At 44.6% G+C, this 23,598-nt stretch carries 25 protein-coding genes; 15 read left to right on the forward strand and 10 right to left on the reverse strand.

Annotated features, from left to right (window positions below):
* The first annotated feature begins 39 nt into the window (after positions 1–39).
* Genes hisB through hisIE form a run of 5 tightly spaced genes read left to right on the forward strand, consistent with a single transcriptional unit; the run spans position 40 to position 3,891 of the window.
* Positions 40–1,113: a bifunctional histidinol-phosphatase/imidazoleglycerol-phosphate dehydratase HisB gene (gene hisB, locus NL647_RS12640; protein ID WP_253650227.1), complete on the forward strand. Its 1,074-nt coding sequence runs from the start codon at positions 40–42 to the stop codon at positions 1,111–1,113.
* A 26-nt stretch (positions 1,114–1,139) separates the two neighbouring features.
* The gene (gene hisH / locus NL647_RS12645) at positions 1,140–1,754 is read left to right on the forward strand and encodes an imidazole glycerol phosphate synthase subunit HisH (RefSeq protein WP_017819522.1); all 615 of its coding nucleotides are present in this window, start codon (positions 1,140–1,142) and stop codon (positions 1,752–1,754) included.
* A 12-nt stretch (positions 1,755–1,766) separates the two neighbouring features.
* Positions 1,767–2,504: a 1-(5-phosphoribosyl)-5-[(5-phosphoribosylamino)methylideneamino]imidazole-4-carboxamide isomerase gene (hisA, locus tag NL647_RS12650; protein ID WP_009698177.1), complete on the forward strand. Its 738-nt coding sequence runs from the start codon at positions 1,767–1,769 to the stop codon at positions 2,502–2,504.
* Complete coding sequence (gene hisF, locus NL647_RS12655) at positions 2,486–3,259, forward strand: imidazole glycerol phosphate synthase subunit HisF (RefSeq protein WP_004749837.1); 774 nt, start codon at positions 2,486–2,488, stop codon at positions 3,257–3,259. Before hisA ends, hisF begins: the two co-directional genes overlap by 19 nt.
* Positions 3,256–3,891 (forward strand): bifunctional phosphoribosyl-AMP cyclohydrolase/phosphoribosyl-ATP diphosphatase HisIE, encoded by a 636-nt coding sequence (gene hisIE / locus NL647_RS12660; protein ID WP_005450749.1) that lies wholly within the window; start codon positions 3,256–3,258, stop codon positions 3,889–3,891. Before hisF ends, hisIE begins: the two co-directional genes overlap by 4 nt.
* A gap of 280 nt (positions 3,892–4,171) precedes the next feature.
* On the opposite strand, the gene NL647_RS12665 is transcribed toward hisIE, so the two are convergent.
* The 4 genes from NL647_RS12665 to NL647_RS12680 form a co-directional block, all read right to left on the reverse strand.
* Positions 4,172–4,684 (reverse strand): YchJ family protein, encoded by a 513-nt coding sequence (locus NL647_RS12665; protein ID WP_253650228.1) that lies wholly within the window; start codon positions 4,682–4,684, stop codon positions 4,172–4,174.
* A 137-nt stretch (positions 4,685–4,821) separates the two neighbouring features.
* Positions 4,822–6,036 (reverse strand): EAL and HDOD domain-containing protein, encoded by a 1,215-nt coding sequence (locus NL647_RS12670; RefSeq protein ID WP_009698175.1) that lies wholly within the window; start codon positions 6,034–6,036, stop codon positions 4,822–4,824.
* Between the two features lie 99 nt (positions 6,037–6,135).
* Entirely contained in the window at positions 6,136–6,873 is a 738-nt protein-coding gene (lpxH, locus tag NL647_RS12675; RefSeq protein ID WP_026000110.1) for a UDP-2,3-diacylglucosamine diphosphatase, read from the reverse strand.
* Between the two features lie 60 nt (positions 6,874–6,933).
* Positions 6,934–7,428 (reverse strand): peptidylprolyl isomerase, encoded by a 495-nt coding sequence (locus tag NL647_RS12680; protein WP_005437228.1) that lies wholly within the window; start codon positions 7,426–7,428, stop codon positions 6,934–6,936.
* Positions 7,429–7,632: 204 nt separating this feature from the next.
* Here NL647_RS12680 and cysS point away from each other — a divergent pair, with 204 nt between their 5' ends.
* Entirely contained in the window at positions 7,633–9,015 is a 1,383-nt protein-coding gene (gene cysS / locus NL647_RS12685; RefSeq protein ID WP_005437232.1) for a cysteine--tRNA ligase, read from the forward strand.
* Between the two features lie 84 nt (positions 9,016–9,099).
* A complete protein-coding gene (locus tag NL647_RS12690) occupies positions 9,100–9,678 on the forward strand; it encodes a thymidine kinase (protein ID WP_253650229.1) in 579 nt (192 codons plus the stop codon).
* 85 nt (positions 9,679–9,763) lie between these two features.
* On the opposite strand, the gene NL647_RS12695 is transcribed toward NL647_RS12690, so the two are convergent.
* Genes NL647_RS12695 through NL647_RS12705 form a run of 3 tightly spaced genes read right to left on the reverse strand, consistent with a single transcriptional unit; the run spans position 9,764 to position 12,128 of the window.
* Positions 9,764–10,402, reverse strand: coding sequence for a YdcF family protein (locus NL647_RS12695; protein ID WP_047513523.1), 639 nt, complete (start codon positions 10,400–10,402; stop codon positions 9,764–9,766).
* Positions 10,399–11,226, reverse strand: coding sequence for an NAD(P)H-binding protein (locus tag NL647_RS12700; RefSeq protein ID WP_253650230.1), 828 nt, complete (start codon positions 11,224–11,226; stop codon positions 10,399–10,401). The genes NL647_RS12695 and NL647_RS12700 overlap by 4 nt, the downstream gene beginning before the upstream one ends.
* A 29-nt stretch (positions 11,227–11,255) precedes the next feature.
* The gene (locus tag NL647_RS12705; protein WP_005450739.1) at positions 11,256–12,128 is read right to left on the reverse strand and encodes a LysR family transcriptional regulator; all 873 of its coding nucleotides are present in this window, start codon (positions 12,126–12,128) and stop codon (positions 11,256–11,258) included.
* 89 nt (positions 12,129–12,217) lie between these two features.
* Between NL647_RS12705 and NL647_RS12710 the strand changes: the two genes are divergently transcribed.
* Positions 12,218–12,640 carry a PACE efflux transporter gene (locus tag NL647_RS12710; protein ID WP_005450737.1) on the forward strand — a complete coding sequence of 141 codons (423 nt, stop codon included), beginning with the start codon at positions 12,218–12,220 and terminating at the stop codon, positions 12,638–12,640.
* Between the two features lie 87 nt (positions 12,641–12,727).
* On the opposite strand, the gene NL647_RS12715 is transcribed toward NL647_RS12710, so the two are convergent.
* Positions 12,728–12,964 (reverse strand): TIGR02647 family protein, encoded by a 237-nt coding sequence (locus tag NL647_RS12715; protein ID WP_005430269.1) that lies wholly within the window; start codon positions 12,962–12,964, stop codon positions 12,728–12,730.
* A 299-nt stretch (positions 12,965–13,263) separates the two neighbouring features.
* Between NL647_RS12715 and focA the strand changes: the two genes are divergently transcribed.
* On the forward strand, positions 13,264–14,124 hold the full coding sequence (gene focA / locus NL647_RS12720; RefSeq protein WP_253650231.1) for a formate transporter FocA: 861 nt from the start codon (positions 13,264–13,266) through the stop codon (positions 14,122–14,124).
* A gap of 63 nt (positions 14,125–14,187) precedes the next feature.
* Here focA and NL647_RS12725 read toward each other — a convergent pair whose 3' ends face one another.
* Together NL647_RS12725 and NL647_RS12730 are read right to left on the reverse strand one after the other, a co-directional pair.
* Entirely contained in the window at positions 14,188–14,325 is a 138-nt protein-coding gene (locus NL647_RS12725; protein WP_005450732.1) for a hypothetical protein, read from the reverse strand.
* Positions 14,326–14,574: 249 nt separating this feature from the next.
* A complete protein-coding gene (locus NL647_RS12730) occupies positions 14,575–15,375 on the reverse strand; it encodes an ABC transporter permease (RefSeq protein WP_005450730.1) in 801 nt (266 codons plus the stop codon).
* A 464-nt stretch (positions 15,376–15,839) separates the two neighbouring features.
* On the opposite strand from NL647_RS12730, the gene torE reads away from it, so the two are divergent.
* The 6 genes from torE to NL647_RS12760 all read left to right on the forward strand — a co-directional run bounded on the left by torE (position 15,840) and on the right by NL647_RS12760 (position 23,594).
* A complete protein-coding gene (torE, locus tag NL647_RS12735) occupies positions 15,840–16,019 on the forward strand; it encodes a trimethylamine N-oxide reductase system protein TorE (protein WP_005450728.1) in 180 nt (59 codons plus the stop codon).
* 50 nt (positions 16,020–16,069) lie between these two features.
* Complete coding sequence (gene torC, locus NL647_RS12740; protein ID WP_005450726.1) at positions 16,070–17,254, forward strand: pentaheme c-type cytochrome TorC; 1,185 nt, start codon at positions 16,070–16,072, stop codon at positions 17,252–17,254.
* Positions 17,255–17,279: 25 nt separating this feature from the next.
* Positions 17,280–19,742 (forward strand): trimethylamine-N-oxide reductase TorA, encoded by a 2,463-nt coding sequence (torA, locus tag NL647_RS12745; protein WP_029789468.1) that lies wholly within the window; start codon positions 17,280–17,282, stop codon positions 19,740–19,742.
* Positions 19,743–19,940: 198 nt separating this feature from the next.
* Positions 19,941–21,683, forward strand: a complete 1,743-nt coding sequence (locus tag NL647_RS12750; RefSeq protein ID WP_061065793.1) for a glycoside hydrolase family 36 protein — start codon at positions 19,941–19,943, stop codon at positions 21,681–21,683.
* Positions 21,684–21,831: 148 nt separating this feature from the next.
* A complete protein-coding gene (locus tag NL647_RS12755; protein WP_005450720.1) occupies positions 21,832–22,740 on the forward strand; it encodes a metal ABC transporter substrate-binding protein in 909 nt (302 codons plus the stop codon).
* Positions 22,740–23,594, forward strand: coding sequence for a manganese/iron ABC transporter ATP-binding protein (locus NL647_RS12760; RefSeq protein WP_005450718.1), 855 nt, complete (start codon positions 22,740–22,742; stop codon positions 23,592–23,594). Before NL647_RS12755 ends, NL647_RS12760 begins: the two co-directional genes overlap by 1 nt.
* Positions 23,595–23,598: the final 4 nt, after the last annotated feature.

Consider the following 23,598-nt stretch of genomic DNA (forward strand, 5'->3'; position numbering starts at 1 on the left):
GCGGGAGCGCCAAAAAGATATAGCAATAAGGAAGTTCGAGTGAGCAAACAACAAAAAATCCTTTTTATCGACCGTGATGGCACCTTAATTGTTGAGCCGCCGGTTGATTTTCAAGTAGACCGTTTAGATAAGCTTAAACTAGAGCCATTTGTTATCCCAAGCCTGTTGTCGTTGCAGGATGCCGGATACCGCCTAGTGATGGTAACGAACCAAGATGGTCTAGGTACCGACAGCTACCCACAAGAAGATTTCGACGCACCACACAACATGATGATGGAGATCTTTGAGTCTCAAGGTGTGAAGTTTGATGACGTGCTGATTTGTCCTCACTTTGATGAAGATAACTGCTCTTGCCGTAAGCCTAAATTGGGCTTGGTAAAAGAGTATCTACAAGGTGGCAAAGTTGATTTTCAAAACTCTGTTGTGATTGGTGATCGTCAAACCGATCTTCAACTTGCAGAAAATATGGCAATTCGTGGTATTCAATACAACCCAGAAACCATGGGTTGGAAACAGATCCTGAAAGATCTGACGGTGAAAGCTCGTGTTGCTGAAGTGACTCGTACCACGAAAGAAACGGATATCAAAGTTGCGGTTAATCTTGATGAGCAAGGCGGTAATGACATCTCAACGGGTCTTGGTTTCTTCGACCACATGTTGGATCAAATTGCGACGCACGGTGGATTCCAAATGGTGTGCAAAGTGGAAGGAGACCTTCACATTGATGATCACCACACAGTAGAAGATACCGCTCTTGCCTTGGGTCAGGCGTTGAAAGAAGCGCTGGGTGACAAGCGTGGTATTGGTCGCTTTGGTTTCAGCCTGCCAATGGATGAGTGTTTAGCACAATGTGCGCTAGACCTATCAGGTCGTCCCTACCTTAAGTTCGACGCGCAGTTTAGCCGTGAGCAAGTGGGGGATCTTTCAACAGAGATGGTGGTTCACTTCTTCCGTTCTCTGACTGACACCCTAGCGTGTACGCTGCACCTGTCTTCTGCGGGCAATAATGACCACCACATCATTGAAAGCTTGTTTAAAGCGTTTGGTCGTACTTTACGTCAAGCAATCAAAGTAGAAGGCACTGAGCTACCAAGTAGTAAAGGCGTGCTTTAAGGCTCACGTTAGCAAGGAGAAAAACAGTGACAGAACAGAAAGTTGTCATTATCGATACTGGCTGTGCCAACGTTTCTTCGGTGAAGTTTGCCATCGAACGCCTAGGTTATGACGTAACTATTTCAAAAGATCCACAAGTTGTATTGGCAGCTGACAAGTTATTTCTACCGGGAGTGGGGACTGCCAGTGAAGCGATGAAGAACCTAGAAGAGCGCGATCTTATCAGCTTGGTAAAACAGGTAGAAAAGCCATTGCTAGGTATCTGTTTAGGCATGCAACTATTGGGCAAAGTGTCTCAAGAGAAAGGGCAGAAAGCAGATGAGTTGGTTGAGTGTCTTGGACTTTGTGATGGCGAAGTGAAGTTGCTACAAACCGGCGATTTACCGCTGCCGCATATGGGGTGGAACACAGTGTCTGCAAAAGCAGGTAACCCATTGTTCAAAGGCATTGAAGAAGGTGAGTACTTCTACTTTGTACACAGCTTTGCAATGCCTGTCGGGGAGTACACGATTGCTGAGTGTGAATACGGCAACCCGTTCACAGCAGCAGTACAAAGCGGTAACTACTACGGTGTGCAATTCCACCCTGAGCGTTCTTCAAAAGCGGGCGCGAAGCTTATTCAAAACTTCTTAGAATTATAAAAGGGATTTAGTGTGATTATTCCAGCTCTTGATTTAATTGAAGGACAGGTGGTTCGCCTTTATCAAGGTGATTACGGTCAAGTTACCGAGTACAAAGTCGACCCAGCAGAGCAGTTTAATTTGTACCACCAAGCAGGTGCTAACTGGCTACACTTAGTGGATTTAACTGGCGCGAAAGACACGACAGCACGTCAACTTGATTTGATTGCAAAGCTATTAGCAAGTACGCCAGCGAACATCCAAATCGGTGGTGGAGTGCGTACAGAGCAGGACGTGATTGATCTGTTAGAAGCCGGTGCGCAGCGCGTTGTAGTTGGCTCTACAGCGGTAAAACAGCCAGAGCTTGTGAAAGGTTGGATGGAAAAATACGGTGCAGAGAAAATCGTTCTTGCGCTAGACATCAACATCGATCAAGACGGCACGCGTAAAGTAGCGATTTCTGGTTGGCAAGAAGATTCAGGTGTGACTATCGAAGCTTTGGTCAACGATTATCTGACGGTAGGTCTACAGCATGTGCTTTGCACGGACATTTCTCGTGACGGTACGCTAGAAGGCTCAAACGTAGAGCTTTACGTTGACTTATGTAAACAGTACCCGCAAGTGCAGTTCCAATCTTCAGGTGGCATCGGTTCATTAGCGGATATCGAAGCACTAAAAGGCAGCGGTGTTGCTGGCGTGATTGTTGGTCGTGCATTGTTAGATGGTAAGTTCACAGCAGAGGAGGCGTTTGCATGTTGGCAAAGCGAATAATTCCATGTCTTGATGTTCGTGATGGACAAGTGGTGAAGGGCGTCCAGTTTCGCAACCACGAAATTATTGGCGACATCGTTCCTCTGGCGCAGCGTTATGCTGAAGAAGGCGCTGACGAGCTTGTGTTCTACGATATTACCGCTTCAAGTGATGGTCGTGTCGTCGATAAAAGTTGGGTCGCTCGCGTTGCAGAAGTGATTGATATCCCGTTCTGTGTGGCGGGTGGTATTAAATCAGCAGAAGACGCGGCGCGCATTCTTGAGTTTGGTGCAGATAAGGTATCGATTAACTCTCCTGCTTTGGCAAACCCTCAGTTGATTACTGACCTTGCTGATAAGTTTGGTGTGCAATGTATCGTCGTTGGTATCGATTCATACTACGACAAAGAGACGGGCAAGTATCAGGTTTACCAGTTTACTGGTGATGAAGAACGCACCAAAGCGACCCAATGGGAAACGCGTGATTGGGTGCAAGAAGTACAAAAGCGCGGCGCTGGTGAAATCGTGCTGAACATGATGAACCAAGACGGTGTACGTAACGGCTACGACATCGAACAACTGAATATGGTGCGTGAAGTGTGTAACGTGCCATTGATTGCATCGGGTGGTGCAGGTGCCATGGAGCATTTCGCAGAAGCCTACCAAAAAGCAAATGTGGATGGCGCGCTTGCCGCATCGGTATTCCACAAGCAAGTCATCAATATTGGTGAACTAAAGCAGTATTTGAAACAACAAGGCATTGAGGTACGACTATGAGTGTGAAAGCCGCCGAAGTAAGTTCGCTAGCTGAGCGAATCAACTGGGAAAAGGTGGATGGTCTGGTACCTGCCATCGTACAAGATTTCCAATCAAGCCAAGTGCTGATGATGGGTTACATGAACCAAGATGCGTTGGCAAAAACGGGCGAAACAGGTCAAGTGACGTTTTTCTCTCGTACCAAGCAACGTCTTTGGACGAAAGGTGAGACCTCTGGCAACGTATTGCAATTGGTGAACATTCAGCTCGATTGCGACAACGATACGCTACTGGTGAAAGTGAATCCCATTGGTCCTACGTGTCACTTGGGTAACACAACTTGCTGGGATGTGGACCCTCAAGAGGAGTCACAAATGGTGTGGCTTCATCAACTTGAGCAGCTATTGGCTGCCCGCAAGAGTGCCGACCCAGATTCCTCTTATACTGCCAGTCTTTATGCCCGTGGCACCAAGCGTATTTCGCAAAAAGTGGGCGAAGAAGGCGTTGAAGTCGCGCTTGCGGCGACGTCGGGCGATAAGGCGGAGTTAGTGTGTGAATCAGCAGACTTGATTTACCACTTGCTGGTATTGCTTCAGGACCAAGGTCTATCGATGAATGACGTGGTGAATAAACTGAAAGAGCGTCATAAATAAGCCTGCTATAGATAAATGAAAGCCCCTATGACTCGGGAGTCTAGGGGCTTTTTTAATTTAGTGTTCTTGGTTCGGGGTAAACCTCGGCGACAGTGCGAGTGGCGATTGGATTCTGAATCACGCTCGTCCCTCGCTGTTCAGAATGACGGTATATTTTCTAATGGTGCTTGCAGTAGAGTTATCTACTTCAAACAGGTACATATATTCACGTCATTTCGACAAGCCTAAGCGATGTCAAGAATCCAATTAAATCGAGTTTAATAAGCTAGGTATGGATGCTTTACCCACAACACTTCTTAAATTTCTTACCACTTCCACAGATACACGGGTCATTGCGACCTACTTTTAGGCTACTTACTGGCTGGCTTAAGCGTGGATCTTGCTCTAGTTCGTCTTCTGGCTCTTCAGGAAATGTGCCGTCAATGTAGTACCAAAGTCCGTCTTCTTTTACAAAGCGAGAACGCTCTGTCATGTAGTAGCGTTTGCCGTCTTCATTAAAGTACGCATTGAACTCAACAAAACCTTCATTCTTGTTGCTACCCGCTTCAGTTTTGACTACCTCAAGCTTGCACCAATCGCTATCGATGGACTGGGCAATGCCTTCACGTTGACCTTCTGCGTTACAGCTTGGGTGATATGTTTTTACCACGTAATCCACTAGACCCAACACATGTGCACTATAGCGAGAACGCATCAACTGCTCTGGTGTGATGACGTCAGCATGGTTATTGTGGGCGATTTCACAACACTGTGAGTAGGTGCGGTTAGACCCGCAAGGACAAGAAGAAGCCATAAAATGAAATCTCGATTAATAAAGCGGTAAAACAAACAACCTTATACACCCAACTTATTCTCGCTGAACGTAGCATCGCGAGGTTACTTGGGCATATCAGTGAGGCTGGAGGTATTCTTTTGGGGCATTATAGCGATTTAGGGCGTTTGAGACAGCAGTTCTTGGGCCCACGCAGTGGATTGACTGAACGCCTTCGCTAATTGTGGTTCATTCAGTTTGAGCGCGTTACAGTACTTTTCCGTCGTTTCCCAATCGGCTTTCTCGTAAGCAATGATCATTGAAAGTAGGTAGCCTAATACACCTTTTCGACTGGTGAGTGCTTGTTTGATTTCCTCATCGACTGGAATGTCGCTGATTACATCGGATAGTGGCTGATCGAGTAGTGAGTCCAGCAGTGAAAACATACCTGTCAGGAATGCTTGCCCCGGATCATACTTGGTTTTCATCTGGCTCAACAAAATCTCACACATACGTGCGCGTTGAATCGCTAACGAATAGAGAGAGTCAGGTTTATCCTCGTGCACAGAGGCAATCGCCACAAGAGAAATAAAGCGTCTTAAGCGCTCTTCACCAAGGTAAACCAGAGCTTGACGGAAAGACTTAATCTTAGTTGTGAGCGTGTAACCTGAGTTTACGTAAGTCAACAGCTTATAAGACAAAGTCACATCAATAGAAAACAGACGTTCTACCTCATTGAAATCGATAGGTTTATCTGCAATTTCTTTGCACAGTTGTATAACCGTCAAAAACGCTGGGTTGAGGCGTTTTTTCTGAATCATCTCTGGCTTACTGAAAAAGTATCCTTGGAAGTAGTTAAACCCAGCATCCATCGCTTGCTCAAACTCTTCATAGGTTTCGACTTTTTCTGCTAAGAAGTCGATACCAAAATGTCCGAGAGAACGAATATAGATTGCAGCTTTATCTATAGGCACCAAACGGATATCAAACTTAATGATAGCGACGTATGGTAAGAAGCGCTTCCAAGCCTTGGTCGGAACGAAGTCATCTAATGCGACACGATAACCAGATGCGTGCAGATGTTTTATCGCATGAAGTAGCTCATCTGTCGGTTCGCAATCTTCCAGCACCTCTACAACTAACGACTCATTAGGAAATAGAGTAGGAACTAGGTTGACTAAGCTTTGGTATGGAAAATTAACAAAGCCAAGTTTATCACCTAGTGTGCTGTAGTGAGTCGTCAAGAAGTGATCAGACAAAAGTCGGCTAGTCGCCATCTCTGGTTCTACTTCTGGAAAGGTGTTTTTCGGACCGTCACGAAAGAGAAGCTCGTACCCAATGGTACGCTTTTCTCTGTCTAGTATCGGTTGACGAGCTACGTATGAATACTTCAATGCGGTACTTTGTTCTGTTTAACTTAGTATTACGATGATAGCGATTTTTTGTAAAATTTCTATGCTTTACGCGTCAATCTTCTACACGCTCGACAAGCTTTACTTCAATTCTGTGTCAAACGGTCGTGTTTGTAAGTCAAAACCGTCAGAATTTACTTGTAAAACTGAGCCTTGGGTATACCAATCACCTAAAACGATGCGGGTGTTTTTAGCACCATTAAGTTCAAAAAAATGTGTATTTGGACGATGTGTATGACCGTGAATCATCAAGTTGACGCAGTTTTGAGACATAACACGTTCAACTTCGCCTTGGTTTACATCCATGATATCGAGAGACTTGGTTTTTTTATCATCTCGAATGTCTGATTGAACCTTGGTGACAATTCTTTTCTTAACGAACCAAGGAATTCGATTAAACAACCATTGAAGCCATGGTTTATGAACGGTTTTACGAAACTCTTGGTATTTCACATCATCAATGCAAAGTGTATCGCCATGTAAGATAACGGCTTTTTGACCATAGAGGTCAATCGTACAAACGTCGTCGAGCAACGTCATACCGGTTTCTTTGCAAAAGCGTTTACCTAGGAGGAAGTCTCGGTTGCCTTGGATGAAGAAAACAGGGACACCAGAATCCGTCAGCGCTTTAAATTCAGCGCGGATCTGGTCTGCGAAAGGGGTGTTATCATCGTCACCAATCCAAAACTCGAACAAATCACCGAGCACATACAAAGTATCTGCATGGATCGCCTCTGTACGCATGAACGTAACAAAGCACTCCGTGATGTCCGGACGTGATGGGGTAAGATGAAGATCAGATATAAATAATGTCGTCATAGAAATAAGGGGAGGCGAAGCCTCCCCACAAACTTATCTCTTGGTGGCAATTTTAAAGAATTACTCTTCGATTGTAGTACCAGTAATCATTACATCTTCTAGAGGTACGTCTTGGTGCATGCCGTAAGAACCAGTGCTAACGCCTTTGATCTTGTTTACGATGTCCATGCCTTCGATTACTTCACCGAATACACAGTAACCCCAACCATCTAGGCTTTCGCTACGGAAATCTAGGAACGTGTTGTTGTTTACGTTGATGAAGAACTGAGAGCTTGCTGAATGCGGCTCCATAGTACGTGCCATAGCAAGTGTACCCACTTTGTTGCTAAGACCGTTGTTTGCTTCGTTCTTGATAGGTGCACGTGTAGCTTTTTCACGTAGACCAGACTCCATACCACCACCTTGGATCATGAAGCCGTCAATAACACGGTGGAAAAGAGTGTTGTCGTAGAAACCGTCGCGGCAGTACTGAAGGAAGTTTGCGCTTGTTTCTGGCGCTTTCTCTTCGTTTAGTTGAATCTTGATGTCACCAAAATTAGTGTGAAGGGTGATCATGCTACTTTCCTTTACTGTGTTGTATTGAAACTGCGATTCTAGCCTAAGTTATTACGCTTTAAAAACTCAGGAAGAACAAATTCATAGTTTTGTGCTTGAAGTTTAGCCGATTATCGTTTTATCGGTTAATTGCTATTACCTAATAAGGTCTGAGTTGTTATACTCGGCGTTCTTGTTATTCATTCACAATCATAGATAGAGATCATGTTAAAGATATATAACACACTCACAAGACAGAAAGAGGAATTCAAACCAATTACAGCCGGCAAAGTTGGCATGTATGTCTGTGGAGTTACCATCTACGATCTCTGTCATATTGGTCACGGTCGTACTTTCGTTTCTTTTGATGTTGTTTCTCGTTACCTACGTTACCTTGGTTACGATCTAACGTTTGTACGCAACATCACTGATATCGACGACAAAATCATCAAACGCGCGGCAGAAAACGGCGAGTCTTGTGATTCACTCACTGAACGTTTGATCGGTGAAATGCACGCTGACTTTGATGCACTAAACATGAAACGTCCTGACGTTGAGCCTCGTGCGACTCAGTTCATTGCTGAAATCATCGAATTGGTTGAAAAGCTAATCGAGCGTGGTTTTGCTTACGTTGCAGACAACGGCGACGTAATGTTCGAAGTGGGTAAGTTCAACGAATACGGAAAACTGTCTAAGCAAGATCTTGATCAGCTTCAAGCTGGTGCTCGTGTCGATATCGAAACAGCAAAACGTAGCCCGCTAGACTTCGTACTTTGGAAGATGTCTAAACCGGGAGAACCAACATGGGAATCACCATGGGGTCCAGGTCGTCCAGGTTGGCACATTGAGTGTTCTGCTATGAACTCGTCAATCCTAGGCAACCACTTCGACATTCATGGCGGCGGTTCTGATCTTCAGTTCCCACACCACGAGAACGAAATCGCGCAATCATGCTGTGCACACGACACTCAGTACGTGAACACATGGATGCACAGCGGCATGGTAATGGTAGACCGTGAGAAGATGTCAAAGTCTCTAGGTAACTTCTTTACTATCCGTGATGTTCTAGGTCACTACGATGCTGAGACCGTTCGTTACTTCCTAATGTCTGGTCACTACCGTAGCCAGCTAAACTACAGCGAAGATAACCTAAACCAAGCACGCGCGTCTCTTGAGCGTCTATACACATCTCTACGTGGTCTGGATCTAAATGCTGCGCCAGCGGGTGGTGAAGAATACGTAACTCGCTTTACAGCAGCGATGAACGATGACTTCAACACACCAGAAGCTTACTCAGTACTGTTTGACATGGCGCGTGAAGTAAACCGTCTGAAGACAGAAAACCTAGAGAAAGCGAGCGAGCTAGGTGCGCTAATGCGTGAGCTGGCTGACGTGATCGGTATTCTTCACCAAGATCCAGAAGCATTCTTAAAAGGTGATGCAGGCGACGACGATGAAGTGGCTGAAATCGAAGCACTAATTAAGCTACGTAACGATTCTCGTGCAGCAAAAGATTGGGCTAACGCAGATATGGCTCGTGACAAGCTGACGGAAATGGGCATTGTTCTGGAAGATGGTCCAGAAGGCACAACGTGGCGACGTAAGTAATTGAATCTTTTAAAAGGGCTGATGATTCAGCCCTTTTCTTTACAAGCTTTTATAAATTCTAAACTTTAACGAAGGTAGTGCTCTGTGGCTCAGATGTATTTCTATTACTCGGCAATGAACGCGGGTAAATCGACAACTCTTCTTCAATCTTCATTTAACTACCAAGAACGTGGCATGACGCCTGTGATTTTCACAGCAGCGTTAGATGATCGCTACGGCGTAGGTAAAGTGAGCTCTCGTATTGGTTTGCAATCAGACGCGCATTTGTTCCGTCCAGATACCAACCTTTACCAAGAGATCGCGGCACTGCATGAAATTGAAAAACGTCACTGTATCCTAATTGATGAGTGTCAGTTTTTGTCGAAAGAACAGGTTTACCAACTAACAGAAGTGGTTGATAAGCTGCATATTCCTGTACTCTGCTATGGTCTTCGTACCGATTTTCTAGGCGAACTTTTTGAAGGCAGCAAGTACCTGCTATCTTGGGCAGACAAGTTGGTGGAACTCAAAACGATTTGTCACTGTGGTCGCAAGGCAAACATGGTTATCCGTACTGATGAGCACGGTGTTGCAATCAAAGAAGGTGATCAAGTCGCAATCGGTGGTAACGATCGTTACGTATCCGTTTGTCGCCAGCATTATAAAGAAGCACTTGGTAAGTAAGCCAGTCTAGATAAGAGTTAGATAAGAAAAAGCCACCGAATTCGGTGGCTTTTTACTGTCTAGCTGTTGGTCCGTAAGTGAAGGATTACGCGAGACCAAACTCAAACTTTTCTCGAAGTGCTTGATAAGAAGACTCAACGTGGGCAGGAATCTCTTGTTTTGTTTGAAAGCCTTTCTCTGGGTAGGTTTTCACACGAGAAAAATCTTCCATGAGCGCTTCAAGCACCATCATTAGTGGCATTTCTTCGTTGATATATTCAAAGAAAGGGTGCGCTGTGGACGTGACTTGAAGCTGTGAATAAGGCGATTGCCACTGTTTTTCAAAGGTTGCAATGGCGCGTCTTTCCATAAATGGCTTTTGAACCAAAATCAGAGAGTCACAACTAATCCCTTTTTCTTTCAATAACAGCTCAGTGAAGCGAACGTTCTCGCCACTGTTACTCGACTTTGTTTCGAGCAATATTGCTTCGCTCGGTACACCTGCAAGCTTGGCGATATCTGCAAAAGTCTCAGCTTCACTTCTCTCAAATAAACCATCCGTAAAACGCCCTTCGCCACCAGAAAATACAATGAGTGGCGCAAATTTTTGATGGTAAAGCTTAGCGGCGTGTTCGGCTACGCGTAAGTCATTACTGCACATTACAAATAGGCAGTCAGCAGGCTTTAGCTTATGCTTGAGTTGCATGTACTCCCACAAGGTTTCAATGTGTTGATAGAGTTTCATAGTGCGTCCAGCGTTGAGGTGAATTGGAACTGGTAACCAAGCGAGATAAGTTTGTCTGCAAGGATTCGCTTATCGGCGGTTTCGGTGACTGGCGGAAGGGCAATGTCTAAATCACTTTGCGTAATGGCGGCTTGATAAAACTCAGCTTTGCTGACGGTATTTGGCGTGGTCGCATTAACTACCTCATTTTCAATTCGATTGAGCGCGAAAGCCGTTGCCGCAACAGCATCGTTTTGATGCACCATATTCGCTGGCGCTTTGCGACTGACCTGTTTTAATCGCAACGCAAAGCGAGACGGGTGTCGGTCGGCACCAATCAAACCACTACAGCGAACGATAGCGTAGTCAATACCGGAGTCCATCACGTATTGCTCGGCTTGCAGCATAATACGTGCATTATCAGAGAAATGCGGATTGTCTTGCGCTAAAGCGAATGTGGCGTCTTCCTCTCTCATATCGACGGGCAAATTTGGATAGACCGTCGTTGAACTGACCATCAAAAGCTTTTCCACACCACTTACTTTTGCGGCTTCAACTAATCGTTGCCATTGCTGTGCATATTCTTGTCCGTTTCCTTTGCGAAAACCTGGAGGAAACGATCCGACAATGCGTTCTATTTGTTCTTGTTTGATCAGTTCGACAATTTTCTGTTGAGCTCTTGGCTCGCTAAGGTCAAGTTGAGCCGTTCGTACGGAAGTGATTGGAAGTTCATCTAGCCTAGATTGGCTACGACGGGTAACCGTAACATGGTGTCCTTGGTCAGCTAAAGTTTGTGCAAGTGGCGCTCCTAGCCAGCCTGCGCCCACGATCAATATATTTGCCATCTGTATGTTCCTACGGTATGCCCTGATGACTACTCAAACAGGGTTTGTAACTCTAATCTGGCTTGTTGATGCAGGGGATCGGAATGCCATTTCTGATGTTGTATCAAATCAATGTTGACTTGCCATGCCAGTTTTGTGAATTCTTCGCCAAGTTTCACTAAGGTATTTGGTGCGTAAGACACCAAATGTTCAGGAAGAAAGCACCAGCCAAATCCCTTGTTCGCCAGTTCTAATAATATGTAGTAATCATCAGCGTACCAGATATCTGGGCTAAACGCCTGATTAAGACCGCTCACGTCTTCATTCTTTGAACGGATTACCAGTTGACGATGTTGCTTTAGCTCGTCGATGTTTCGGATTGGCTGTATTGCTAAAGGGTGTTGTGATGAGACAAACACATCAAAACCAATATGCCCTAGGTTAGATAAATCAACATTCTTAGGCATTTGTAAGTCACTTAAGATGATGCCCGTTGTCGCACGTTCTGATTTAATTAGTTCAATAATGTCAGGGCTGGATGCGGTCAAGCATTCCACCTGTAGACTTGGGAACTTTTTTTCTAAATTTTTCAATGCAATCGGGAGGCGGGTGAGCGGAATCCCTTCGTCAACAGCAAGGACAAGCTTGGTTGCAGGGCTGGAAAAAAGTTGAGACGCTTTATTATTCAGTCGGTCAAGTTGGCTAAGCGTTGCAAGTGCGTAAGGCATTAACTCATGACCTTTCTCCGTCAATTTTGGATAACGACCAGTTCGATCAAAAAGGTCCACGCCGCAATCAAGTTCCATGTTCATGATGTGCTGACTGATCACCGATTGTGCTCGTCCAAGCTTACGGGCTGCTGCGGAGAAAGAACCAGCTTCTGATGTAGTGGCGAAAGCTTGTAGTTGTTCAATAGTAAACATATCGTTTTTACCGATGGTACCTAACTTTTACTTATCTTAATGATAGATAAAATGCCAGTCATTGAGTAGAACTATTTAGGTAAAACATCATGACTCGTAACGAACGTATCTTTCACGCTGTACTATTTGAAATGATTGCATTGGCGATCATTATTCCTGCGGCTTCTTTAATAACAGGGAAGGGATCCAGTGACTTAGCAGTGGTGGGTATTGGTCTGAGTCTTTACACCGTAGTTTGGAACTACATTTATAACTTGTACTTTGACAAGTGGTTTGGTCCAAACCGCGAAGAGCGCAGTCTAGCGATGCGAATTGGTCACACTTTGGGGTTTGAAGGTGGATTAATCTTCTTGTCTATTCCGGTGATCGCGTGGTTTTTGGAAATCACTCTGCTACAGGCATTAGCGTTAGAAGCGGGCTTCTTAATTTTCTTCTTATTTTATGCAACGGGCTTTAACTGGGCGTATGATAAAATTCAACCATTTGGAAAAATGAGAAAGCTCATTGCTTAATATAGTGAGTCTAGATAAATTTAATTATCAAAAAAGCCACCGTTGCGGTGGCTTTTTTAATTCCGATACTGGTTTATTTAAATATCGTTATTCAGCAGAAAGGACTCGAAGAATTTTATCTGCGTGTTCTGCAACTTCGATACCTTCGTCAGTTAGATAACCGCCATCAGGTTGTGTACATAGTTGTTTTTCGTACAGACGAGCAACGGCTGCCTGCATTTCTTCAGAAGCTTCTTTGTGGACTTTGATGCCTGTTGCTGCGCTGCTTAAATCGAATTGAAGAAGTAGGTTCAGTTCGGCGATATGGTCAGCTGAATATTTCATAGGTAATTCCTTCGTACTTTTTTATCCAAGCTAGTCTGAAAACTAAGGTTGAGCAATAGAAAACCCTTAGAAATGTTAAGTGTAGCGCTATAGCTCTGATATAACGCGGAAATTTTATTCTACGGTAAACATTTGACCCAAATATTAATAATGGTTAGGACAATAACTCATAGTTGAATTTTATCGATTTCTCTCTCAACAACAACAAATTTGGTAAACATGAAAAATAGCCCTTGAAAAAGTCTGGAAATGGAGCGATTATCCGCGCCTCGTTAATTGTTTCTAAATGTTACACTTCCATGAACTTCAATCAGTTTGACTCATTATTACCACCTCAGGCTGCTGAACGTGCCGCCGAAGTAGGTGTTGGCAAAGCAACTAAAGCTCCAATGAAATCTTTCCTGTTGGCAATTTCAGCAGGTCTTCACATTGGTATCGCTTTTATTTTTTATACAACCGTAACCACAGGTGCTGGTGATCTTCCATGGGGCATTACACGTCTTATTGGTGGTTTGGTATTCAGTCTTGGTCTGATCTTAGTGGTAGTAACCGGTGGCGAGCTTTTTACTAGCTCAGTTCTTACGCTGGTGGCACGTGCAAGCGGCAAGATTTCATGGAAAGCCTTAATGAAAAACTGGCTGGTTGTGTACTTCGGTAACATGGTTGGTGCGGTTTTGCTTGTTGTGTGTATGCTGATCACCAAACAGTACATGTTCGACGGTGGTCAAGTGGGCTTGAATGCGATGGCCATTTCGCAGCACAAACTGCATCATGGCTTTTTCCAAGCTGTCGCGCTGGGCATCATGTGTAACGTTTTGGTATGTATCGCAGTTTGGATGACGTTCAGTGGTCGCACATTGACTGATAAAATCGCCGTAATGATCTTGCCGGTAGCTATGTTCGTTTCTGCTGGCTTTGAGCACTGTATCGCTAACATGTTCCAAGTACCAATGGCGATCGGTATTAAATACTTCGCACCTGAATCGTTTTGGCAAATGACAGGTGCAAACATTGCAGATTACGCGGATCTAAACATGATGGGATTCTTAGTGAACAACCTAATCCCTGTGACAATCGGTAATATCATCGGTGGTGGTGTCTTTGTTGGCATGTGGTATTGGATGATTTATCTACGTGATGAAGACAAGCATCTGAAATAACTTTTAAAAAAGGCAAGCTAAATGGCTTGCCTTTCTTTTATCTAAACTTCGCTCAACCGATGTTTAAACCAGTTCTTCGTTGATGCCATATTCGTTTGGAATCCAATGAGACGTCATTTCTACCGGTTCCTGAGTCAGCCAATCAACGGGCGAATCTGACTGCAACTCATCGAAGTTTTCTCGTACGGCTAACCTATCCATGGTGCTCTCCCTATGTCGTTTAATTGCACTTTAGAAGAGTAAGATGACGGTTCAATGACCAATCAGTGACCATTAAATTTCGCAGTGTACAGTGGTCTCAAAGTTGCGCTTATGTTTCTGGTTGCTTATGGGTTTTCGGGGTTTATCCACATTTTCTGTGGATAACCTGTCTCAAAGATCGTGAGTATCTTTTTTGATCGAGAAAAATTCATAAAATGAGACGCTTATGTGATGACGAAGTGACCGGTTTTATGTTTTTTCCTTGTTGATAAACTTCACTTTAATACGTCCTTCTTTGGTTTGTACACAACTTAGTGTCATCTCTAAAGTGATCGCTACAGACACACTGAGCATGACAAAAATCGCCAGCATAATAACCAATTGATACTTGATAGCGACCATCGGGCTAGCACCACCTAAGATCTGACCTGTCATCATACCAGGGAGCGTCACCAAGCCTGTTGTCGCCATAGAAGCAAGAATTGGCGCAAGGGATTTGCGAAGGGCTTCTTGAAGAAAAGGGAAGGAGGCATACCTAGGAGCGGCTCCCAATGAGATGGCTGCCTCGTACTCTGACTTGCGTTGTTCGAAAGCGGTGAATAAGTTCTGCAACGCGACAATATTGCTGCTTAAGCTATTGCCTAACAGCATGCCTGCTAACGGAATCATGTATTGGGCATTGTAGAATGGTTCTGGCTTTACGAGACCTAAAGTGATAGCGGCAAGAAGAGGGACTAGACTGCAAGACAAGCCAGTAATCAGTGGGAGCATGAGTGGTTTCTTCGGAAGATTAGCTTTGCCCACAATTGAGCTTGCTCCGACGACAACCATAATGGATAGCCACAGTAAATTTACGAGTAAGCTATTTAGCTTAAAAAGGTATTCCAGATACACACCAACCAAAATGAGTTGCACTGTCATTCGCGCAACACTCATCGCTGTATCTTTCGCAATTCCTAATTTATAGCGAGCATTGATGGTGAGTGGAACAATAAGAATCAAACTAAAAAGTGCAAGCTCAAACCAATTTATATCGACAACTTGATTCATAAACCTTCTCCCAAAATCAATGCTTTGATTCTAACGAAGTGGCATAGGTTTATGAATTGCTAAGCTCTGTTTTTTCGCAATCTCATCGACAAAATGATCGCTAAGACTTCGTGAAGTTTTCTTAACATAAAGATCACAAAGTATTGTCTTTAGTCGAAAAAATAGCGATTTAGTAGCACGAAAAAATCCATAAAAATGTAAACAAAGTTAATCTCATGTTGTATTCTTAACATGTTTGCAAAAGACTTATTTTTTCACATCTATTAATATTCTTTCACAAAGAATATCAATCAAACACATCTCTGGATGAGCTCAAAAAAGTGTTGGATAACAAGGGCTGGAGCGTCAGATTTGATTGAACCTTACTATTAGTATGGTCTAACATTTTCCAATAGAGATTGTAAAAAACTTAAGCTTGGTAACGCAGGCTTTTCAATAACACTAGATACAAAATAGGCAAATGTATGAGTGATGTTAACAAAATTGAGAGTGGTGAAAAACGCTCCCTGGAGTGGAAGTCTTTCCTCTTCATTGCAGTTGTTCTCTTCCCAATTCTGAGTGTGGCTTTCGTAGGTGGCTACGGATTTATCGTTTGGGCACTACAAGTGTTCTTCTTTGGTCCTCCAGGCGCACACGGCATGTAAGCCAGTGAGCTCACAACCACACTTTTGAAAAGATTTTAAGAGAGCAAATAATGAAATCATTAATCATTAAACTGTGGCGTACGATGACGCGCCCGGCAGTTCATATCAGCCTTGGCGTGCTGACTATGGGCGGTTTCATCGCTGGTGTTATTTTCTGGGGTGGTTTTAACACCGCACTAGAAGCAACCAACACAGAAGAATTCTGTATTAGCTGTCACACTATGCGTGACAACGTATACGTTGAACTGCAAGACACGGTTCACTGGAAAAACCACTCTGGTGTTCGTGCTACATGTCCTGACTGTCACGTTCCACACAACTGGACAGATAAGATCGCTCGTAAAATGCAAGCATCTAAAGAAGTATTTGCACAAGTATTTGGCAACTACGACGAACCGGGTGTTTTCGAAGAGCGCCGTATCGAACTTGCTAAACACGAATGGGATCGTTTCTCTGCAAACAAATCTCTAGAGTGTAAAAACTGTCACAACTACGATTCTATGGACTTCGAGCAAATGTCTCCAACGGCTCGTATCCAAATGAAACAAGCAGCTGAGAAAGACCAAAGCTGTGTTGACTGTCACAAAGGTATCGCACACAACCTACCAGCAGGTATGGATAGCATTGGTGGTATCGTAGGTGACCTTGAAGGTATGACTTCAAACACTGACTACGGTGTAGGTCAACAACTTGTAAGTGTTCGTCACCTACCAATCTACTTCGACGATAAAGGTGCTAAAGAAGCAGGTCTTCTAAACCCAGCATCGACTGTTAAAGTTCTTGAAGAGAAAGGCGACTACGTTGAAGTTGAAATCGATGGCTGGCGTAAAGCGAAAGGCTTCGGTCGTGTAATTCAAGAAGACTTCGGTAAGAACATCGCAGTAGCATCACTACTAAAAGAAGCATCAACAGACGCTAACGTTGTGACTGCTGGTGAGAAGAAAGTTGATGAGCTAACAGGTCTTCCTTGGGAGAAAGTAGCTGCGAAAGTATGGATCAAGAAAGAATCTATGCTGAACGACATCAACCCTGTATGGGAAAAATCAAAAGAAGCTTACAAAACTAACTGTTCTGTATGTCACACACAACCTGCTGAAGCGCACTTCGATGCGAACACATGGCCAGGTATGTTCGACGGTATGCTAGCGTTCGTTAACCTAGATACAGACAGTGAAGCACTGATCTTGAAGTACCTACAGAAGCACTCTTCAGATTATGCTGAAGGTCACCACTAATAAGCGTCGGATTGGAGTAAATTAAATGGCTATTACACGAAGAAGTTTTCTTAAAGGTGTAGCAACCACAAGTGCAGCGTCAGTTATCGGTCCAAGCTTATTGGCTTCAGCATCTGCAAACGCAGCTGAGACTACTGGTACTTGGAAAGTAACAGGTTCACACTGGGGCGCGTTCCGCGCCCACATCTACGCGGGTAAAGTTCAAGAGATCAAACCGCTAGAACTAGACCAGAACCCAACAGAAATGTTGAACGGCATCAAGGGCATCATCTACAGCCCATCACGTGTTCGTTACCCAATGGTTCGTCTAGATTGGCTGAAGAAGCACAAATATAGCGCTGAGACGCGCGGTAACAACCGTTTCATCCGTGTAACTTGGGACGAAGCTCTAGATCTGTTCTACCGTGAGCTAGAACGTGTTCAGAAAGAATACGGTCCATGGGCTCTACACGCAGGTCAAACTGGTTGGAACCAAACTGGTGCGTTCAACAACTGTACGGCACACATGCAACGTGCTGTAGGTATGCACGGTAACTTCATCACTAAAGTAGGTGACTACTCGACTGGTGCAGGTCAAACCATCATGCCTTACGTACTTGGTTCAACAGAAGTTTATGCACAAGGTACGTCTTGGTCTGAAATTCTAGAGAACTCAGACAACATCATTCTTTGGGCAAATGACCCAGTGAAAAACCTGCAAGTAGGTTGGAACTGTGAAACGCACGAATCTTTCAACTACCTAGCGCAGTTGAAGGAAAAAGTAGCGAAAGGCGAGATCAATGTTCTTTCTGTAGACCCAGTTAAGAACAAGACTCAACGTTACCTAGAGAACGATCACCTATACATTAACCCGCTAACAGACGTAGCATTCATGCTTGCTGTTGCGCACGTACTGTACAACGAAGACCTATACGACAAGAAGTTTATTGAAACTTACTGTCTAGGTTTCGAAGATTTCATCAAGTACGTTCAAGGTGAAACGAAAGATAAAGTTGTTAAGACACCTGAGTGGGCTGCTCCTATCTGTGGCGTGAAAGCGGACAAGATTCGTGAATTCGCACGCATGCTAGTGAACGGTCGTACACAAATCCTTATGGGTTGGTGTATCCAACGTCAAGAGCACGGTGAGCAACCATACTGGGCAGCAGCAGTAGTTGCAGCAATGGTTGGTCAAATTGGTCTGCCTGGCGGTGGTATCTCTTACGGTCACCACTACTCAAGCATCGGTGTACCTTCAACTGGTTTCGCGGGTCCTGGTGGTTTCCCTCGTAACCTAGATACTGGTATGAAGCCGAAGTGGGACAACAACGACTTTAACGGTTACAGCCGTACTATCCCTGTTGCTCGTTGGATCGACTGTCTGCTAGAACCAGGCAAAGAGATCAACTACAACGGTGGTAAAGTTAAACTTCCAGACTTCAAGATGATGGTGATCTCGGGTTGTAACCCATGGCACCACCACCAAGATCGTAACCGCATGAAGCAAGCGTTCCAGAAGCTACAAACAGTAGTAACGGTTGAGTTCGCTTGGACTGCAACGTGTCGTTTCTCTGATATCGTGCTTCCAGCATGTACTCAGTGGGAACGTAACGACATCGACGTGTACGGTTCTTACTCGAACAAAGGTCTGATTGCTATGCATCGTCTAGTGGACCCATTGTTCCAATCTAAGCCAGACTTCCAAATCATGAGTGAACTGACTCAACGCTTTGGTCGTCGCGACGAGTACACTCGTGGTATGAGCGAGATGGAATGGATCCGCAGCCTGTACAATGATTGTAAGAAAGCGAACGACGGTAAGTTCGAAATGCCAGAATTTGAAGAGTTCTGGGAGAAGAGCGTACTAGACTTCGGTCAAGGTAAGCCTTGGGTTCGTCACGCTGACTTCCGTCAAGATCCAGAAATCAACCCACTGGGTACACCTTCTGGTTTCATCGAGATCACTTCTCGTAAGATCGGTCGTTACGGTTACGAACACTGTCAAGAACACCCTATGTGGTTCGAGAAATCAGAACGTTCACACGGTGGTCCTGGCTCTGACAAACACCCGTACTGGCTACAGTCTTGCCACCCAGACAAGCGTCTGCACTCTCAGATGTGTGAATCTGAAGACTTCCGTGCAACTTACGCTGTTCAAGGTCGTGAGCCTGTATACATCAACCCGGCTGATGCAAAAGCGAAAGGCATCAAAGACGGTGACTTGGTACGCGTATTTAACGATCGTGGTCAGCTTCTTGCTGGTGCTGTACTTACTGACAGCTACCCACGTGGTGTTATCCGTATCGAAGAAGGTGCGTGGTACGGTCCTCTAAATGAGAAAGTAGGTGCAATCTGTACTTACGGTGACCCTAACACACTAACTCAAGATATCGGTTCTTCTGAGCTAGCACAGGCGACTTCTGCGAATACATGTATCGTAAACTTCGAGAAGTTCACTGGTAAAGTTCCACCAGTTACTTCATTCGGTGGTCCAATCGAAGTTGCTTAATCAGAGCACTAAGCTATAAATAAAATACCAGCCTTCGGGCTGGTATTTTTTTGACCAAATTTCAGTGAGCATTCTCTCAATACCGAGTTTGGGCTTGCTCAAGAGCAACAGATTCGTGATGTCGATAACGAATTGAGCAGCAGAAGCGGAGGATAATGAGCCAAACTAAACAATAATAATCAAGTGAGTAGATTTTCTATGGCTCAGACCATTCAATTGGCCAATCACACTGAGATCTCAGTAAGTGATAACGATCTTCAATTCGAAATCGTCGGCAACCAAATTCACTTTTCTTTTGCCGGGATACACAATAAAACCTTTACTGACCGTGAAGTCTTGTTTCAAATGTCTTTTCTCTATGAGCAAGGTGCAACCGTTATCGGTGATGGCTTCCAAATGTTGGCACAGACCAGCGGTACCATTTCTCAACCTATCGACATTGGTCGTTGCCCCGATAACAACAATTCCTACCGTATTTACCCTGAGAGCGCACCAAAGCGTTACTACAACTATTTAGTCGTAGAAGACTCTGCAGGTTACACCTTATTTGGTTTCACTACTTGCCGTCGCTTTGCTGGTTACTTTGAGGTGAAGCAACATGGTGAACATTGGGTACTTTCAGCAGCAATCGATGGTGAAAGAACGCAAGTTGCAGACTGGGAACATAACCATCTTGAATCGGTTGTTGTGTTACGTGGGAGTTCGTTATCTGAGCTGTATCAAGAATACAGTGAGATGATTGCAGAACATCACCCTGCACGTAACGGAGTAATGCAAGACGCTCCGGTTGGTTGGTGCTCTTGGTATGCCTACTACGCGGACGTGACCGAAGGCAACGTTTTGGAAAACGTGGAATGTATGCAAGACAACCTAGCTGAGCTCGAATGGGTACTGCTAGATGATGGCTACCAAGCATTTATGGGAGATTGGCTAACGCCTTCGGATAAGTTCTCTGGTGGTGTAAAAGAGCTGATTCATAACATTCGAGCAAAAGGCAAAAAACCAGCCATTTGGATGGCACCATTCATTGCCCAGCCAGAATCAGAAATCTTCAAAAAGCATCCCGATTGGTTTGTGCGTCACGAAGACGGAGAGCTTCTGAAAGCTGAAGATGTCACCTATGGTGGTTGGCGTTGTACACCTTGGTACATTCTCGATACTTCAAACCCTGAAGTTCAAGATCACTTAACTCACGTAGTATCTGTCATGCGCGAAGAGTGGGGTGTTGAGCTATTCAAATTAGACGCAAACTATTGGGGCACTTTAAAAGGTAAGCGCAGTCAATCGGGCGTAACCGGTGTAGAAGCCTACCGTATGGGTATGGAAGCGATCGCTAAAGGGGCAGGAGATGCATGGCTATTGGGTTGTAACGCACCAATGTGGCCTTCTTTGGGCTTAGTCGATGCCATGCGTGTGTCTGACGATGTAGAGCGCCATAGCCATCGCTTTGAGCAAATTGCTAAAGAGACCTTCTTCCGCAGTTGGCAGCATCGCAAGTTATGGCAAATCGACCCAGATTGCGCAACGTTCACTTCATTACCTAACCAAGCAGCCTCGCGTGAAGATTATCAATTCCATCGTAACGTGCTGCTAGCGTGTGGCGGTCTACTACTTTCCGGTGACCCTCTACCAGAAATCACCCCATTTGCGAGTAAGACGCTAGCGAAACTGATGCTGCGTCAACGCCGTAATCAAGAATCGGCTAAGTTTACCGCATTAGGTTTGAACCATGCTTTTCTGCCACTAACATCTAAGAATGATCTGCACTGTTTGTTTAACTACGCGAACGATGATGCGACAGAATTTACGCTTACCGCAGACCAACCAACAGATTGGTATGATTACTGGACCGGGGAGAAGCTCAATCAAGAGCCATGTCAGTTATTGCTAGTCAGCTTAGATAAAGGGTTAAATGCTAAGGCTGTCGTGACAGCAATGTAATTGGAAAAGTGAGCCAATCTCGCCCTTTTCAGAAATAAAGGCTAAAATTACTGTAAATGATAACTATTATCATTTACAGTAATACTAATGAAAGGTAGAATCCTTCTATCTTTTCAAAGTAACTATTTGCCTTCTGGAGAAAACAGGGATGAGATTAAAAATTGGCTCTTTTGCCAAACCTGCGGTTGTACTTTTGTCTATGATGTCACTTGGATTAAGCACGGCAGCAATGGCAGCCGAGAAATTTAAAGTAGTGACAACTTTCACCATTATCGCGGATATGGCTCAAAACGTAGCTGGTGATGCGGCTGTTGTTGAGTCGATTACTAAACCTGACGCTGAGATTCACAACTATCAAGCGACCCCTGGTGATATTCGACGCGCTCAAGGCGCGGATCTTATTCTGTACAATGGTTTGAACCTAGAACTGTGGTTCAAAAAGTTCTTCAAAAATCTTCATGATGTGCCAAGTGTGATTGTGACCGAGGGTGTGCAGCCGATGAGCATCGCTCAAGGTCCTTACAGTGGCAAACCTAATCCCCATGCTTGGATGTCTCCAAGTGATGCTCTGATATACGTCGATAATATTCGTGATGCACTAGTGAAATACGACAGTGTTAATGCAAAGACTTACCAAAAGAATGCTGAAGCATACAAAAAGCAGATCATGGATATGGTTCAGCCTATTCGTGAAAAAGTGGCTCAAATCCCAGAAGACAAACGTTGGTTGGTAACAAGTGAAGGGGCATTCAGCTATTTGGCTCGAGACTTCGGTCTTAAAGAACTCTACCTATGGCCAATCAATGCAGACTCGCAAGGTACGCCACAACAAGTTAAACGCGTTATTGATGAAGTTCGTGCAAATCAGATCTCTGCGGTATTCAGTGAAAGCACGGTATCGGCAAAGCCAGCACAGCAGGTTGCGCGTGAAACAGGGGCTAAATATGCAGGTGTCTTGTACGTGGATTCATTGAGCAGTAAAAACGGTCCAGTGCCAACCTTCTTAGACTTACTGAAAGTGACTTCAAACACAATCGCAGAGGGTCTAGAACAGTAATGGCAGGAATTAAAGTATCAGACATTAGTGTCACTTATCGCAACGGTCATACCGCGCTATATGATGCAAGTTTTTCTCTTCCAAAAGGATCAATTACGGCTCTTGTTGGTGTGAATGGCAGCGGTAAGTCGACGTTATTCAAATCCATTATGGGGTTTGTACCGGTTAGCCAAGGATCGGTTGAGATCCTTGGTATGCCGGCAAAAAAAGCTCTAAAACAGAATGTTGTCGCGTACGTACCGCAAAGCGAAGAAATCGATTGGAACTTTCCTGTTCTGGTTGAAGATGTTGTCATGATGGGGCGCTATGGTCATATGGGATTACTCCGCATTCCAAAGCAAACCGATCATGACATGGTGACGGCTGCACTTGATCGCGTGAACATGACCGCGTTTAGAAAACGCCAAATAGGTGAACTTTCTGGCGGACAAAAGAAACGTGTTTTTCTTGCGCGAGCATTGGCGCAAGAGAGTGACGTTATTTTGTTGGATGAACCTTTTACTGGTGTCGACGTTCAAACGGAAGAACAAATCATGGCGTTGCTGCGTGACTTACGTGATGAGGGCAAAGTCATGCTGGTATCCACGCACAATTTAGGTAGTGTGCCAGATTTTTGTGACCGCACCGTATTGATCAATCGAACTGTGCTTGCTTCCGGGATGACTAGCGAAATCTTCACTCCTGAAAACCTCGAACTTGCGTTTGGTGGCGTCCTTCGACACTTCATCCTTGGCGGTAAAGATCTTCATGAAGATGATGATGAGCGTAAGTTGACAGTATTGTCTGACCACGAACGTCCAGTTGTTATGTATGGTGAGCAGCAAGCTGTTCCGGTTTCGCGTCCAGACAAGTAAGGAG

It is taken from the genome of Vibrio sp. Y29_XK_CS5 (genome assembly GCF_024181835.1).
GTDB classification, from domain to species: domain Bacteria; phylum Pseudomonadota; class Gammaproteobacteria; order Enterobacterales; family Vibrionaceae; genus Vibrio; species Vibrio harveyi.

What these genes read in the sequence shown, in the direction of transcription:
- NL647_RS12715 (WP_005430269.1), bottom strand. Translation starts at nt 12,964, where the DNA reads ATGAAATATTCAGCTGACCATATCGCCGAACTGAACCTACTTCTTCAA.
- NL647_RS12730 (WP_005450730.1), bottom strand. Translation starts at nt 15,375, where the DNA reads ATGAATCAAGTTGTCGATATAAATTGGTTTGAGCTTGCACTTTTTAGT.
- focA (WP_253650231.1), top strand. Translation starts at nt 13,264, where the DNA reads ATGAACTTCAATCAGTTTGACTCATTATTACCACCTCAGGCTGCTGAA.
- NL647_RS12695 (WP_047513523.1), bottom strand. Translation starts at nt 10,402, where the DNA reads ATGAAACTCTATCAACACATTGAAACCTTGTGGGAGTACATGCAACTC.
- NL647_RS12710 (WP_005450737.1), top strand. Translation starts at nt 12,218, where the DNA reads ATGACTCGTAACGAACGTATCTTTCACGCTGTACTATTTGAAATGATT.
- NL647_RS12725 (WP_005450732.1), bottom strand. Translation starts at nt 14,325, where the DNA reads ATGGATAGGTTAGCCGTACGAGAAAACTTCGATGAGTTGCAGTCAGAT.
- torA (WP_029789468.1), top strand. Translation starts at nt 17,280, where the DNA reads ATGGCTATTACACGAAGAAGTTTTCTTAAAGGTGTAGCAACCACAAGT.
- NL647_RS12705 (WP_005450739.1), bottom strand. Translation starts at nt 12,128, where the DNA reads ATGTTTACTATTGAACAACTACAAGCTTTCGCCACTACATCAGAAGCT.
- hisF (WP_004749837.1), top strand. Translation starts at nt 2,486, where the DNA reads ATGTTGGCAAAGCGAATAATTCCATGTCTTGATGTTCGTGATGGACAA.
- NL647_RS12680 (WP_005437228.1), bottom strand. Translation starts at nt 7,428, where the DNA reads ATGATCACCCTTCACACTAATTTTGGTGACATCAAGATTCAACTAAAC.
- NL647_RS12665 (WP_253650228.1), bottom strand. Translation starts at nt 4,684, where the DNA reads ATGGCTTCTTCTTGTCCTTGCGGGTCTAACCGCACCTACTCACAGTGT.
- NL647_RS12750 (WP_061065793.1), top strand. Translation starts at nt 19,941, where the DNA reads ATGGCTCAGACCATTCAATTGGCCAATCACACTGAGATCTCAGTAAGT.
- NL647_RS12700 (WP_253650230.1), bottom strand. Translation starts at nt 11,226, where the DNA reads ATGGCAAATATATTGATCGTGGGCGCAGGCTGGCTAGGAGCGCCACTT.
- lpxH (WP_026000110.1), bottom strand. Translation starts at nt 6,873, where the DNA reads ATGACGACATTATTTATATCTGATCTTCATCTTACCCCATCACGTCCG.
- torE (WP_005450728.1), top strand. Translation starts at nt 15,840, where the DNA reads ATGAGTGATGTTAACAAAATTGAGAGTGGTGAAAAACGCTCCCTGGAG.
- torC (WP_005450726.1), top strand. Translation starts at nt 16,070, where the DNA reads ATGAAATCATTAATCATTAAACTGTGGCGTACGATGACGCGCCCGGCA.
- NL647_RS12760 (WP_005450718.1), top strand. Translation starts at nt 22,740, where the DNA reads ATGGCAGGAATTAAAGTATCAGACATTAGTGTCACTTATCGCAACGGT.
- hisIE (WP_005450749.1), top strand. Translation starts at nt 3,256, where the DNA reads ATGAGTGTGAAAGCCGCCGAAGTAAGTTCGCTAGCTGAGCGAATCAAC.
- cysS (WP_005437232.1), top strand. Translation starts at nt 7,633, where the DNA reads ATGTTAAAGATATATAACACACTCACAAGACAGAAAGAGGAATTCAAA.
- NL647_RS12755 (WP_005450720.1), top strand. Translation starts at nt 21,832, where the DNA reads ATGAGATTAAAAATTGGCTCTTTTGCCAAACCTGCGGTTGTACTTTTG.